General features: G+C 34.3%; 16 protein-coding genes. 15 read left to right on the forward strand and 1 reads right to left on the reverse strand.

Going from position 1 to position 13195, the window contains the following annotated elements:
* Window position 1 precedes the first annotated feature (1 nt).
* The 14 genes from paaE (at window position 2) to FH779_RS08235 (ending at window position 11763) form a co-directional block, all read left to right on the forward strand.
* Window positions 2-1084 (forward strand): 1,2-phenylacetyl-CoA epoxidase subunit PaaE, encoded by a 1083-nt coding sequence (paaE, locus tag FH779_RS08170; protein ID WP_180906686.1) that lies wholly within the window; start codon window positions 2-4, stop codon window positions 1082-1084.
* Window positions 1085-1106: 22 nt separating this feature from the next.
* Window positions 1107-2072 (forward strand): 1,2-phenylacetyl-CoA epoxidase subunit PaaA, encoded by a 966-nt coding sequence (gene paaA, locus FH779_RS08175; protein WP_038335708.1) that lies wholly within the window; start codon window positions 1107-1109, stop codon window positions 2070-2072.
* A gap of 4 nt (window positions 2073-2076) precedes the next feature.
* On the forward strand, window positions 2077-2364 hold the full coding sequence (gene paaB, locus FH779_RS08180; RefSeq protein ID WP_038335709.1) for a 1,2-phenylacetyl-CoA epoxidase subunit PaaB: 288 nt from the start codon (window positions 2077-2079) through the stop codon (window positions 2362-2364).
* 3 nt (window positions 2365-2367) lie between these two features.
* On the forward strand, window positions 2368-3144 hold the full coding sequence (paaC, locus tag FH779_RS08185) for a 1,2-phenylacetyl-CoA epoxidase subunit PaaC (protein ID WP_180906687.1): 777 nt from the start codon (window positions 2368-2370) through the stop codon (window positions 3142-3144).
* Window positions 3138-3626, forward strand: a complete 489-nt coding sequence (gene paaD / locus FH779_RS08190; protein ID WP_180906688.1) for a 1,2-phenylacetyl-CoA epoxidase subunit PaaD — start codon at window positions 3138-3140, stop codon at window positions 3624-3626. The genes paaC and paaD overlap by 7 nt, the downstream gene beginning before the upstream one ends.
* A 6-nt stretch (window positions 3627-3632) precedes the next feature.
* Complete coding sequence (locus FH779_RS08195) at window positions 3633-4418, forward strand: enoyl-CoA hydratase-related protein (protein WP_180906689.1); 786 nt, start codon at window positions 3633-3635, stop codon at window positions 4416-4418.
* Between the two features lie 3 nt (window positions 4419-4421).
* Window positions 4422-5579 carry a 3-hydroxyacyl-CoA dehydrogenase NAD-binding domain-containing protein gene (locus FH779_RS08200; protein WP_180906690.1) on the forward strand — a complete coding sequence of 386 codons (1158 nt, stop codon included), beginning with the start codon at window positions 4422-4424 and terminating at the stop codon, window positions 5577-5579.
* Window positions 5580-5593: 14 nt separating this feature from the next.
* Entirely contained in the window at window positions 5594-6007 is a 414-nt protein-coding gene (gene paaI / locus FH779_RS08205) for a hydroxyphenylacetyl-CoA thioesterase PaaI (protein ID WP_180906691.1), read from the forward strand.
* Between the two features lie 71 nt (window positions 6008-6078).
* Complete coding sequence (pcaF, locus tag FH779_RS08210) at window positions 6079-7284, forward strand: 3-oxoadipyl-CoA thiolase (RefSeq protein ID WP_180906692.1); 1206 nt, start codon at window positions 6079-6081, stop codon at window positions 7282-7284.
* Window positions 7285-7431: 147 nt separating this feature from the next.
* A complete protein-coding gene (locus tag FH779_RS08215; protein WP_180906693.1) occupies window positions 7432-8025 on the forward strand; it encodes an acyltransferase in 594 nt (197 codons plus the stop codon).
* A 60-nt stretch (window positions 8026-8085) separates the two neighbouring features.
* Window positions 8086-10137: a phenylacetic acid degradation bifunctional protein PaaZ gene (paaZ, locus tag FH779_RS08220; protein WP_180906694.1), complete on the forward strand. Its 2052-nt coding sequence runs from the start codon at window positions 8086-8088 to the stop codon at window positions 10135-10137.
* 77 nt (window positions 10138-10214) lie between these two features.
* Window positions 10215-10970, forward strand: a complete 756-nt coding sequence (locus tag FH779_RS08225) for an enoyl-CoA hydratase/isomerase family protein (protein ID WP_180906695.1) — start codon at window positions 10215-10217, stop codon at window positions 10968-10970.
* A gap of 112 nt (window positions 10971-11082) precedes the next feature.
* Window positions 11083-11301: a hypothetical protein gene (locus tag FH779_RS08230; protein WP_180906696.1), complete on the forward strand. Its 219-nt coding sequence runs from the start codon at window positions 11083-11085 to the stop codon at window positions 11299-11301.
* 57 nt (window positions 11302-11358) lie between these two features.
* Window positions 11359-11763, forward strand: coding sequence for a hypothetical protein (locus tag FH779_RS08235; RefSeq protein ID WP_180906697.1), 405 nt, complete (start codon window positions 11359-11361; stop codon window positions 11761-11763).
* An 11-nt stretch (window positions 11764-11774) separates the two neighbouring features.
* On the opposite strand, the gene FH779_RS08240 is transcribed toward FH779_RS08235, so the two are convergent.
* Entirely contained in the window at window positions 11775-12671 is an 897-nt protein-coding gene (locus tag FH779_RS08240) for a hypothetical protein (protein WP_180906698.1), read from the reverse strand.
* An 87-nt stretch (window positions 12672-12758) separates the two neighbouring features.
* On the opposite strand from FH779_RS08240, the gene FH779_RS08245 reads away from it, so the two are divergent.
* Entirely contained in the window at window positions 12759-13193 is a 435-nt protein-coding gene (locus tag FH779_RS08245) for an FKBP-type peptidyl-prolyl cis-trans isomerase (protein ID WP_180906699.1), read from the forward strand.
* The last annotated feature ends 2 nt before the right edge of the window (window positions 13194-13195 follow it).

A 13195-nucleotide genomic window follows, 5' to 3' on the forward strand; every position in this document is an offset into this window, starting at 1 on the left:
TATGGCTATAAATTTTCACCAATTACGCGTTAAAAATGTAAAAAAGGAAACACCAGATTGTGTATCCGTTACATTTGAAGTGCCAGAAGAATTAAACCAAGAATTCAAATTCAAACATGGTCAATATTTAACGTTCAAAAATCTTCACAATAACGAAGAAATTAGACGTTCTTACTCAATTTGTTCAAGTCCTTTGGATAATGAATTAAGAGTTGCTGTAAAGAAAATTGAGGATGGAATTTTCTCGACATTTGTTAACGATACAATCAAAGTTGGCGATGTTCTTGATGTAATGACTCCACAAGGAAATTTCTTTACAGAAGTACACGAAGACAACAAAAAATTATATGTAGGAATTGTGGCGGGATCAGGAATTACACCAGTACTTTCGATTATCAAAACAGTTCTACAAACAGAACCTAACAGTCAATTTGTGCTGTTATATGGAAACAGAAACAAAGGTTCGATTATTTTTAAAGAAGAAATTGAAGCATTAAAAAATAGATACATGGAACGCATTAGCGTTTACAATATCTTGAGTCGCGAAACGGCTGATGCTGAGATTTTGAGTGGTCGTATTGATAAAGCAAAAATTGAATATTTCTTGCAAAATATCATCGATCCAAAAGAAGTAAGCGAAGTTTTCCTTTGTGGACCAGAAGAAATGATTTTAAGCGGTCGTGACGCTTTTGTAGAAGCAGGAGTTGATGCAAAACATTTGCATTTCGAGTTATTCTATAGTGCATCTGCAGAAGCGAAAAAGGTAGAGCGTCAAAAAGCTGTAAAACAATCAGATGACACAATGAGTAAAGTTACCATCAAATTAGATGCAACAGCTTTACAGATTGATTTGGGTTACAATGGCGACACAATCTTAGATGCGGCTTTACAAAACGGAGCTGATTTACCTTATGCTTGTAAAGGTGGTGTTTGCGCAACTTGTAAGTGTAAAGTAGAGAAGGGTGAGGTAGAAATGGACATCAACTACTCACTTGAGCCAGATGAATTAGAAAGAGGATTTGTATTAGCGTGTCAAGCGCATCCTCGTTCTGCAGAAGTAGTGGTAGATTTTGATGCCAAATAATCAACTTTAAAAACGTTTAGAAATGAGTGCAAAAGAAATTGATTTTCAAGAAATCTTCGATAATAAGATTGAAAATGAAGTTCGTATCGAACCAAAAGACTGGATGCCAGATGCATACCGTAAAACATTAATCAGACAAATCTCTCAACATGCTCACTCAGAAATTGTTGGAATGTTACCAGAAGCAAACTGGATTACAAGAGCGCCTTCGTTAAATAGAAAGAAAATTTTGTTAGCGAAAGTTCAAGACGAAGCTGGTCACGGATTATATTTATACTGTGCTGCTGAAACGTTAGGTGTTTCTCGTATTCAAACATTAAATGACTTACATTCAGGTAAAGCAAAATATTCATCAATCTTCAATTATCCAACCCTTACTTGGGCAGATATCGGAATGATTGGTTGGTTGGTAGATGGAGCTGCGATTCTGAATCAAGTTCCATTATGTAGAACTTCTTACGGACCTTATGCTCGTGCAATGGTGCGTGTTTGTAAAGAAGAATCTTTCCACCAAAGACAAGGTTATGAAGCATTAGTGGTATTATCAAAAGGAACACCAGAACAAAAAGCGATGTTGCAAGATGCAATGAATCGTTGGTGGTGGCCTACATTAATGATGTTTGGACCAAAAGACGAAGAATCATCAAACTCAGAATTATCAATGAAATGGAGAATCAAACGTTTCTCGAATGACGAATTACGTCAACGTTTCGTAGATATTTCTATTCCTCAAGCCGAATATTTAGGATTAACTATTCCAGATCCAGATCTAAAATTCAACGAAGAAACAGGGCACTACGAATTCGGAGAAATTGATTGGGAAGAATTCTGGAATGTTGTGAAAGGAAACGGTAAATGTAACAAACAACGTTTGGATGCTCGCCGTAACGCACACAACGAAGGAGCTTGGGTTCGTGATGCAGCAACAGCTTACCACGAAAAAAGAAAACAAAGAGAATTAGAAAAAGAACAACGCAAAAACGCATAAAAAGATGGAAAATAGAGATTGGCCTTTATGGGAAGTATTCATTAGAAGTAAACAAGGGTTAGACCATAAACACGTTGGGAGCTTACATGCTGCTGATGCTACAATGGCACTAGAAAATGCACGCGATGTATATACACGTCGTTTAGAAGGTGTAAGTATTTGGGTGGTAGAATCTGCTAATATCCATGCTTCTAATCCTGATGAAGCAGAACAATTTTTTGACCCTGCAGAAGACAAAGTTTACCGTCATCCAACTTTTTATGATGTACCAGAAGAAATTAAAAACATGTAATTTATGACAAGTACAGTTTATCAAAACAATCAAAATTACATCGATTTTATCTTGCATTTAGCGGATACAAATCTAATTTTGGCGCAACGTTTATGCGAATGGTGTGGTCATGGTCCAATTTTAGAACAAGACATTGCAATGTCTAATATGGCGTTGGATCTATTAGGTCAAACTTCTAATTATTATGACTATGCTGCGGAAATGATCGGGAATGGAGCAACTGAAGATACGTTAGCAATGTTACGTGAAGAGCGTGAATATAAAAACTTATTGTTGGTTGAATTACCAAACGGACATTTCGGAGATACGGTTGCACGTCAATTCTTTTATGATTCTTACCATGCGTTATTGTTAGAACAATTCTTGAAAGTAAAAGATCTTAAATTACAAGCCATCGCTGAAAAATCATTGAAAGAAGTAAAATATCACTTAAAATGGTCATCAGAATGGATGATTCGTTTAGGTGATGGAACACAAGAATCTCACGATAAAATTCAGGAAGCTGTAAACAATATTTTACCTTATGTAAAAGAAGCGTTTTTATTAGCGCCTTACCAAAAAGCTTTAGTTGAAGAAGGATTAATTTCAAGTCCAGAAGAATTTCAAACAACTTGGTTCGCAAATGTAAAAGCAATTTTAGACGAAGCTACAATCGAAGCTGATGTAGAAAATGCATTTGTACAAAAAGGAGGTAAAGAAGGTGTTCATACAGAGCATTTAGGATTTATCTTAACAGATTTACAATATTTACAAAGAACTTATCCTAATTCGCAATGGTAACCGAAAAAGAAATTTGGCAATACATGGAGGAAGTCGCTGATCCAGAAATTCCTGTGATTAGTGTAATCGATCTTGGTGTTGTGCGTAAAATTGAATTAATTGACGAACAAAGTGTCAATGTTACAATTACGCCAACATATTCAGGATGTCCTGCTATGAGTGCAATTTCAATTTCTGTTCGTTTAAAATTAATCGAAAAAGGATTCAAAAATATCAATGTCATTAATCAGTTGAGCCCTTCATGGTCAACTGATTGGATGACAGAAGAAGGAAAGCAAAAAATGAAGGCTTATGGAATTGCACCGCCAACCAAAAATCCTTCGTCTGATGCGCTTTTTTCGGATGAACAAAATGTAGAATGTCCACAATGTGGCTCTACAGATACCAGACTTATCAGTCAATTTGGTTCTACGGCCTGCAAAGCTATGTATCAATGCAATAGCTGCCACGAACCATTTGATTATTTCAAATGTCATCACTAAAAAATTATGGAAAATTCAACATCAATCCTATACACACAAGAGGGAGGAATTGCTACGATTACGTTGAATCGTCCTTCTGTTTTTAACAGTTTTAATCAGGAAATGATTAAATCTCTTCAACATCACTTGGATGTTGCAGCTCAAGATGTTTCTGTTCGTGCAGTGGTTTTAACTGGAACGGGGAAAGCATTCTGCGCTGGTCAAGATTTAGGCGAAGTTTTAGAAGAAAAAGAAATCGACTTCAATAAAATCGTTCAAGAAAATTACAATCCATTGGTTCTTAAAATTAGAAACATGGACAAACCAGTTGTTGCTGCTGTAAACGGTGTTGCTGCCGGTGCAGGAGCAAATTTAGCTTTGGCTTGTGACATTGTTGTCGCGAAAGAATCGACAAATTTTATTCAAGCTTTTTCTAAAATTGGTTTAATTCCAGATTGTGGAGGAACTTATTTCTTACCTCGTTTAATTGGACTTCAAAAAGCAACTGCTTTAATGATGCTGGCGGATAAAGTTTCGGCGGCTCAAGCTAAAGAAATCGGAATGATTTATGAGTTTTTTGCTGATGATATTTTCGATACTGAAGTTGCAAAGATTGCAGATAAATTAGCCAATCTTCCAACAAAAGGTTTGGCTTATACAAAGAAATTATTGAATCAAACATTTAATAATTCAATCGAAGAACAATTAATTCAAGAAGGATTATTTCAAGCTAAATCAGGGAATACATCGGATTATCAAGAAGGTGTAGACGCATTTATCGAGAAAAGAAATCCAGTTTTTAAAGGCGAGTAAGAAATGAAAAAAATAGGAATTATTGGTGGTGGAGCAATGGGTTCTGGAATTGCGCAAGTTTTTGCTCAATCTGGTCATTCTGTTGTTTTATATGACACAAATAAAGAAGCTTTAGATCGTTCTAAACAAAACTTAGCGAAGACTTTCGAGAAGTTAGTGGCGAAAGAAAAATATACTGCTGAAAAAGCACAAGAAATTCAAAACAAGATCGAATATGCAGATAGTTTAACAGCTTTTGCATCAATCGATTTAATGATTGAAGCAATTATTGAAAACTTAGATATCAAAAAATCAGTTTTCAAACAAGTGGAAGAAATCGTTTCTGACGAATGTATTTTAGCGTCAAACACTTCTTCTTTATCAATTGCATCAATTGCATCTGCGTGTTCAAAACCAGAACGTGTAATCGGAATTCACTTTTTCAATCCAGCACCATTAATGGCTTTGGTAGAAATTATTCCAGCTGTGCAAACACGCGAAGGATTAGCAGACGAAGTAAAAGCATTAATTCAATCTGTTGGTAAATTACCAGTCATCACAAAAGATACACCAGGATTTATTGTAAATCGTGTGGCTCGTCCATTCTACAGCGAATCGATTCGTTTATTAGAAGAAGGCGTAGCCGATGCAGAAACAATCGATTTTGCAATGACTTCTGTTGGAGGTTTCCGTATGGGACCTTTCGAATTAATGGATTTTATCGGTCATGATGTGAATTATCGTGTAACCGAATCTGTTTTCGAATCATTCTTTTATGATCCTCGTTTCAAACCATCTTTTTCTCAAAAACGTTTATTCGAAGCGGGATATTACGGACGTAAATCTGGTCGTGGATTCTACAATTATGCAGAAGGAGTGGAGAAAAAAGCACCATCTCAAGATCAAGCTTTATTAGAAAAAATCTACAAACGCGTTTTAGTGATGTTAATCAACGAAGCAGCTGATGCTTTATTTTTAAACATTGCAAACCGTGAAGATTTAGATACAGCGATGACAAAAGGTGTAAATTATCCAAAAGGATTATTGAAATGGGCGGATGAATATGGTTTGGAAAAAGTACAAGACGATTTAGATGAATTGTACAATTATTACCACGAAGACCGTTATCGTTTAAGTCCAATTATCAGAAATTACGTCAAAGAAAACAAAACATTCTACTAAAAAAATATCAAAACATGGAACCACAAAAGTTATTAAATGCAATGCTTGATCACGATAAATTTAGTGAATGGTTAGGTTTAGAAGTAATTGAAGTTAGAGAAGGATATGCAAAATTACAAGCAGCAATTCGTCCAGAAATGATGAACGGAGTAGGTTCTGTTCACGGAGGCGTTACTTTTGCGATGGCAGATTCTGCGTTTGCTTTTTCGTGCAATATGTACAATAATATTTCAGTTGCTTTAGATGTTCATATTTCATTTACGAAAGCTGGACACGAAGGTGATGTATTTACAATCGAATCGCAAGAAGTTTCTTCGACAAAAAGAACAGGTATTTACGATATCAAAGTTACGAATCAAAACAATGAGTTAATTGCTTTATTTAAAGGAACTTGTTTCAGAACAGGTAAACCTTTGATTGAAGAGTAAAATGTTATAAGTTCTACGTTATAAGTTCTTTGAACGTTAAGCGTAAAACGTATCACGTAAAACGTATAAAAATGAACCAAACATATATTATAGATGGAGTTAGAACTCCAATTGGTAAATTAAAAGGTGGATTATCAGCTGTTCGTCCAGACGATATGGGCGCAATGGTAATCGCCGAATTATTAAAAAGAAATCCATCAATCGATCCTGCTGCATTTTACGATGTAATTTTAGGAAATGCAAATCAAGCAGGAGAGGATAACCGTAATATTGCACGTATGTCGGCTTTGTTATCAGGATTACCTTATACAGTTCCGGGTGAAACGGTAAACCGTTTATGTTCTTCTGGATTATCGGCTGCAATTGCTGCATCAAGAGCAATTCAAGTTGGTGATGCACAATTAATGATTTCTGGTGGAGCAGAATCGATGACACGTGCCCCTTTAGTAGTTTCTAAATCAGCTTCTCCATTTGGTGGTGATGCGCAAATTTATGATTCAACTTTTGGTTGGCGTTTTATCAACCCTAAAATGAAAGAAATGTGGGGTGTTGATGGAATGGGAAATACAGCAGAAAATTTGGCGGAGCGTGATAATATTTCGCGTGAAGATCAAGATTTATTTGCCGTTTGGTCGCAACAAAAAACGGCTGCTGCACAAGCTAATGGACGTTTAGCGAAAGAGATTGTTCCTGTTATTATTCCACAACGTAAAGGTGATGCAATCATTTTTGATACTGATGAATTCCCAAAGAATAATACAACTATGGAGATTTTATCAAAGTTACGTCCAGCTTTCAAAGCAGATGGTACAGTAACTGCTGGTAATGCATCTGGTCTTAATGATGGTGCAGCTGCTAATATTTTAGCTTCAGAACAAGCGATTAAAGATTTTGGTTTAACACCAATGGCTCGTATTGTTTCTTCTGGTGTTGCAGGTGTTGAGCCTCGTATCATGGGGATTGGTCCAGTTAATGCAACGAAAATTGCGTTAGAAAAAGCTGGTTTAACAATGAATGATATTGATATTATCGAATTAAACGAAGCTTTCGCAGCACAGTCTTTAGCATGTACGCGTGCCTTAGGTTTAGCGGATAACGATTCTCGTATTAATCCAAATGGTGGAGCAATTGCTTTAGGACATCCACTTGGAATGTCTGGAGCTCGTATCTTAAATTCTGCAGCTTACGAATTACAAGCAACAGGAAAACGTTATGCATTAGTTACAATGTGTATCGGTTTAGGGCAAGGTTATGCCGTAATTATTGAAAGAGCATAAAATAGATTTTAGTATTGAGAAATTAGATCTTAGAAATGTTGAACTTGTTTCATCATCATATCAATTTAATGAGATTCTGAAATGAATTCAGGATGACAATTAAACAAAATCTCATTACTCAATACTACTATCTCAAATCTATAAATTATGATTTACGAATTCAAAGGATATAAACCCGTTGTTCATCCAACAGCTTTTATTCATCCACAGGCAGTGGTAACAGGAAATGTGATTATCGGGAAAGATGTATATATCGGTCCAGGTTGTGCATTACGTGGTGATTGGGGACAAATTATTATCGAAGATAATTGTAATGTACAAGAAAATTGTACGATTCATATGTTTCCGGGAACTACTGTTCGATTAAAAGAAAAAGCACATATTGGTCACGGAGCAATTATTCACGGCGCAACAATTGGTCGTAATTGTATGGTAGGGATGAATGCCGTTGTAATGGATAATGTTGTAGTGGAGGACGAATGTATCGTTGGTGCTTTAACATTTATAAAAGCTGATACGCATATTCCGACAAGAAGTGTTGTGGTTGGAAATCCTGCCAAAATCGTAAAACAAGTTTCGGATCAAATGATAGAATGGAAAGATCAAGGTACTCAACAATATATGCAATTACCAAGTGATTGTCATGAGAGTTTGAAAGCTTGTGAACCATTAACAGAAGTTCCAGATTATTATTACGAGTCAATGGCAAGTAATTACAAGACTTGGAACGAAACAAAGTAAAACGGATTTCGAAATTCGAATTTCGTTGAACGTATAATAAAATACACAAACAACATAAAAATGGCTAAACAATTGGAAAATTATGCTTTAGGACAATGGACAAAAGGTTCGTCTGAAGGGCAAATGTTATATAACGCCATCAATGGCGAAGAAATAGGAACTGCATCATCAGCTGGATTAGATTTCGGTGCGATGATGGATTATGCACGTACAGTTGGTGGACCAGTTTTACGTAAAATGACGTTCCAAGAAAGAGGTTTAATGTTGAAAAAATTAGCCTTATACTTAATGGATCGTAAAGAAGAATTTTACACAGTATCTTGGGCAACAGGAGCAACACGTGCAGATTCTTGGGTTGATATTGAAGGAGGAATTGGGAACTTATTTGCCAATGCATCTTTACGCCGTCAATTCGGAGATCAACCATTTTATGTGGAAGGTGAAACGCATAAATTATCAAAAAATGGAACATTCTTAGGTACACATATTTTAACACCAAAACGAGGTGTTGCAATTCATATTAATGCATTCAATTTTCCAGTTTGGGGAATGTTAGAAAAAGTTGCGGTTAACTTATTGGCTGGAGTTCCCGCTATCGTAAAACCTGCGACAATCACATCTTTCTTAACGGAAACTGTTGTTCGTGCAATCATCGAATCTGGAATTTTACCTGACGGTGCTTTACAATTAATCACAGGTTCTGCAAACGGAATTTTAGATAATGTTGAGTCAGAAGATGTTGTAACATTTACAGGTTCTGCTTGGACAGGACAAATGTTAAAAGCGCATCCAAGAATTACTTCAGAAGGTGTACCATTCAATTTAGAAGCTGACTCTTTGAACGCTTGTGTTTTAGGAGAAGATGTACAAGTTGGATCAGCAGAGTTTGATATTTTCATTAAAGAGGTTACGCGTGAAATGACAACAAAAGCAGGGCAAAAGTGTACTGCGGTTCGTCGTGCGTTGGTTCCAGCTCATTTGGTTGAGGATGTACAAATTGCTTTAGGACAACGTTTGGCAACGACTACAATTGGAGACCCAAATGTGGAAGGTGTTCGTATGGGAGCTTTGGCGGGAGCAGCGCAAGTTAAAGAAGTTCGTGAGAAAGTAGAAGAATTAGCTAACTCGCAAGAAATTATTTTTGGAAACTTAGATAATTTCGAAGTGAAAGGTGCTGATAAAAACAAAGGTTCTTTCATTTCTCCAATTTTATTTTTAAACAACGATCCATTCAATAAAACTGATGTTCACAACATCGAAGCTTTTGGACCAGTTTCTACAATTATTCCTTACCACGGAACTGCTGAAGCAATTGAGTTAGTTCGTATGGGGAAAGGATCTTTAGTTTGTTCGATTGTTACTGCTGATAATGATATCGCTACAGAATTTGTATTAAATGCAGGTTCTTTACACGGGCGTATCGTAATTTTAGATGCTGAATGTATCAAAGAATCAACAGGTCACGGATCACCACTTCCATTATTAGTTCACGGAGGTCCAGGTCGTGCAGGTGGAGGAGAAGAAATGGGAGGGAAGCGTGGTGTATTACACTATATGCAACGTACAGCAATCCAAGGTTCTCCAAATAAATTGACGGCAGTTACGCAACAATACCAATACGGAGCAGATTATATCGAAGAAGATAAACATCCATTCGCGAAATATTTTGAAGAAGTAAAAGTTGGTGATACATTAATCACAGCGAAACATACGATTCAACAATCAGATATTAATGCATTTGCAGCTTTATCTGGCGATAATTTCTATGCTCACGTTGATGCAACTTCTTTGGAAGGAACTATTTTTGAACGTAATGTTGCACACGGATACTATTTATTATCTAAAGCAGCTGGTTTATTCGTTTTAGCTAAAAAAGGTCCTGTTTTGTTAAACTATGGTTTAGATGAATGTCGTTTTGTGAAGCCTGTTTATCCAGGTTCTACAATTGGAGTTCGTTTTACATGTAAAGAAAAAATCGATCAAGAGAAAAAAGACGAAAACGATGTGGCAAAAGGAATTGTTCGTTGGTTGGTTGATATTTACGACGAAACAGGAGAAACAGTTGGTATTGCAACGATCTTAACAATGGTTAAAAAATTAAATCAAGATTAATTTATTTAGATAATGTGATAATTTGTTAATTAGCTAATAATTTTCAAATTATCACATTAACATATATTCAAATTACTATGAAAGCTTACGTAAAATCAGATATACAAAACGGAATTGGTACAATTGAATTCTTTCATCCACAAAGTAATTCAATGCCAGGTTCTCAATTAAGAAATTTAGCAACTGAAATTGAAAAATTAGGAAACGATGACGAAGTAAAAGTTATTGTTTTGAGAAGTGCTGGAGATAGAACATTTTGTGCTGGTGCATCTTTTGACGAATTAATTTCAATCAAAGATCGTGAAACAGGATTAGAATTTTTCTCTGGATTTGCACACGTTATTAATGCGATTCGCAAAGCACCAAAATTTGTTTTAGCTCGTATTCAGGGAAAAGCAGTTGGCGGTGGTGTTGGAATTGCATCGGCAGCAGATTATACTTTTGCAACAGAATTTGCATCTGTAAAATTATCAGAATTGGCTGTAGGTATCGGACCATTTGTAGTTGGACCAGCAGTAGAACGTAAAGTTGGAAATTCTGCTTTTACACAAATGGCGATTAATGCAACTGAATTTCAATCAGCTGATTGGGCGAAAGAAAAAGGTTTGTATGCAGAAGTTTTTGCAAATGCAGTTGAAATGGACGAAGGAATCGATATTTTAGCTAAAAAATTAGCCAATTCAAATCCAGAAGCTATGAAATATTTAAAACGTGTTGCGTGGGAAGGAACAGAAAATTGGGACGAATTATTAATTGATCGTGCAAAAATTTCGGGTGAATTAGTTTTATCGGAATTTACGATTAACGCGATTAACAAATTCAAAGCAAAATAAAAGACAACTGTAGTTTATATAAGAAATCCACTTCATTTGAAGTGGATTTTTTTATAGTAAAGATCACTAATGATTTATAAATTTTCTATAAATTAGTTAAAAATGAAAACTCATGAAATATTTATTACTTCTTAGTTTATTTTTAAGTATATATGGATTTAGTCAGAATGACTTAAAACATCTTAGTACGAATTACGGGAAGTTTATTATAAATGATAAATACTTTTCTAAGAGTGATAGTATTTATGTAAGTGAAGTTTTTAATTATTTAGATGAAAATCCAGATTTAATTGAAGAAGTTCTTTTCATTAATTCAAAAGATTTGCATTAAAATAAACTTAATGCAACTGTAAAGATTAAATATACTCCAAAAACAAAGGTTTATAAATTGATTGCAAAAGAAGATAATTCGGAAATTGATTTTGCTTCAATAAAATGTTTGAATTCAATGAATTTTGAATGTTATAATGATTTTCAAGATAATAAATTAAAAGTAAAGAAAGGAAAAAATACTGTTTATCATTTTGTTGCTCAATTTAAAGGAGAATCATTTACTGGAAAATTCAAGGACTTTCATGATTTAATGATAATTGAAGTAAAAGATAAAATAATACAAAGTGGTTATCATCTTACCAAAGAATGGGCTGAATTACCATTGGGTTCAGATTTATATAAAGTCAGTGCTAAAAATATTGTTTTGGTAGATTCTTTACCAATCTCATTATTGAATTTTAAGCAAATTGATGACAATTCTTTATTAATTGACGAGGGCTACATTGAGATTAAGAATTAATTTTTATAGTTTTACAATTTAAAATACTCATCTTTATAATATTTACTTTTCTTTACATATAAAATATCTTTTTCTGAATTGAGAATTAGATTGAAACGTTTGATCAAATCGCCTCCCATAATATTTTTGTGTTGAATTTTTATTGTGCTATCAAAAAATGACATAGGTACATTTTTGAATGTTTGATTTGCTAATTCGAAATTTGGTAAAATTGATTTTTTGGAAAGAATTACATTTCCAGCAGCATCACTTAGTTTAGAGTCTCCAATAATTTCAAATTTTTCTAATAATTTATATTCTTTTGCAAAATCATCTGAAATCATCAAAGCACCAGAAAAACCTGTGTGTATCATAAATTCTGTTTCAACCGGTTTTTTGTCAATGAATGGAAAAGCTTTTATATACAGCGTTTCTTGAGAATATCTCGAATTTAATTTTGTATACTTTTTTAGTTTGCTAGGAGCTATATCATAGACAAATAATTTATTCACATCAAAATTGATTTCTAAATATTTTCCTTCGAAAAACTTCAAACCAATTTTCCCATCACTCTCATGTCCAGATTGTTTATCGATAAAAATCGGAATTTTGCTAAACCCTTCATTACCAAATTTAATTACATTGTTTTGACTCATTTTCATATCCGAATATCCCACCCAAGATGTCACATTGTTTAAAGTATCAGAAATCGAAATCGATTTCATTTTTTTATATGAATCTTCAATAATCGTAATATAATCAGAACCTGTATGTAACATCAATTGCACCGTATCTTTTTGATTGATGATAACTGGCACTAAAATATTATTGTATTTTGTTAATTGAAATGGAATCTCTTTTACCATATTCTGCCCGAAAATTACAATTGAAATAATAGTAAAAAGTAATGTGAAAATTGTCTTTTTCATTTAGTTGTATTGTTTCTTTAAAAGTAAACTAATTTGTAGTAACGATTAATATACTATAATTAAAAATTTTCCTTTTAAATTTGCGCTATGGGAGTAGCTGAATTATTATTAAAACGTAAACAAGAATTGATTGAAAAGAACAAAACTGAAGGTTTAGCTTTTCGAGAAGAGTATAAATTGAAAGAAGGTGTAACCGAAACCGAAAGTGGATTATTGTACGAAGTAATCACAATGGGAGAAGGAGTGAAACCAACTTTGTCAGATACCGTTTTGTGTCATTATCATGGAACAAATATCAATGGAGAAGTTTTTGATAGTTCGGTTCTACGCAAGAAACCTGCTGCTTTTCCTTTGGAAAATGTAATAAAAGGTTGGGCAGAAGGAGTGCAATTAATGCCTGTCGGAAGCAAATTTAGGTTCGTTGTTAAACCAGAAATAGGTTACAAAGATCGTGAAATTTCTAAAGAATTAGGACCTTATTCTACTATGATTTTCGAAGTAGAATTGATGGGGATTTTATAAAA

The organism is Empedobacter falsenii (assembly GCF_013488205.1).
In the GTDB taxonomy this organism is placed as follows: domain Bacteria; phylum Bacteroidota; class Bacteroidia; order Flavobacteriales; family Weeksellaceae; genus Empedobacter; species Empedobacter falsenii_C.

Excerpts from the sequence above, each read along its gene's own strand:
- FH779_RS08195 (WP_180906689.1), top strand. The coding sequence starts at position 3,633 with ATGGAAAATTCAACATCAATCCTATACACACAAGAGGGAGGAATTGCT.
- FH779_RS08230 (WP_180906696.1), top strand. The coding sequence starts at position 11,083 with ATGAAATATTTATTACTTCTTAGTTTATTTTTAAGTATATATGGATTT.
- paaB (WP_038335709.1), top strand. The coding sequence starts at position 2,077 with ATGGAAAATAGAGATTGGCCTTTATGGGAAGTATTCATTAGAAGTAAA.
- paaE (WP_180906686.1), top strand. The coding sequence starts at position 2 with ATGGCTATAAATTTTCACCAATTACGCGTTAAAAATGTAAAAAAGGAA.
- paaD (WP_180906688.1), top strand. The coding sequence starts at position 3,138 with ATGGTAACCGAAAAAGAAATTTGGCAATACATGGAGGAAGTCGCTGAT.
- paaI (WP_180906691.1), top strand. The coding sequence starts at position 5,594 with ATGGAACCACAAAAGTTATTAAATGCAATGCTTGATCACGATAAATTT.
- FH779_RS08240 (WP_180906698.1), bottom strand. The coding sequence starts at position 12,671 with ATGAAAAAGACAATTTTCACATTACTTTTTACTATTATTTCAATTGTA.
- FH779_RS08245 (WP_180906699.1), top strand. The coding sequence starts at position 12,759 with ATGGGAGTAGCTGAATTATTATTAAAACGTAAACAAGAATTGATTGAA.
- paaZ (WP_180906694.1), top strand. The coding sequence starts at position 8,086 with ATGGCTAAACAATTGGAAAATTATGCTTTAGGACAATGGACAAAAGGT.
- FH779_RS08225 (WP_180906695.1), top strand. The coding sequence starts at position 10,215 with ATGAAAGCTTACGTAAAATCAGATATACAAAACGGAATTGGTACAATT.
- FH779_RS08215 (WP_180906693.1), top strand. The coding sequence starts at position 7,432 with ATGATTTACGAATTCAAAGGATATAAACCCGTTGTTCATCCAACAGCT.
- paaA (WP_038335708.1), top strand. The coding sequence starts at position 1,107 with ATGAGTGCAAAAGAAATTGATTTTCAAGAAATCTTCGATAATAAGATT.
- FH779_RS08200 (WP_180906690.1), top strand. The coding sequence starts at position 4,422 with ATGAAAAAAATAGGAATTATTGGTGGTGGAGCAATGGGTTCTGGAATT.
- pcaF (WP_180906692.1), top strand. The coding sequence starts at position 6,079 with ATGAACCAAACATATATTATAGATGGAGTTAGAACTCCAATTGGTAAA.
- paaC (WP_180906687.1), top strand. The coding sequence starts at position 2,368 with ATGACAAGTACAGTTTATCAAAACAATCAAAATTACATCGATTTTATC.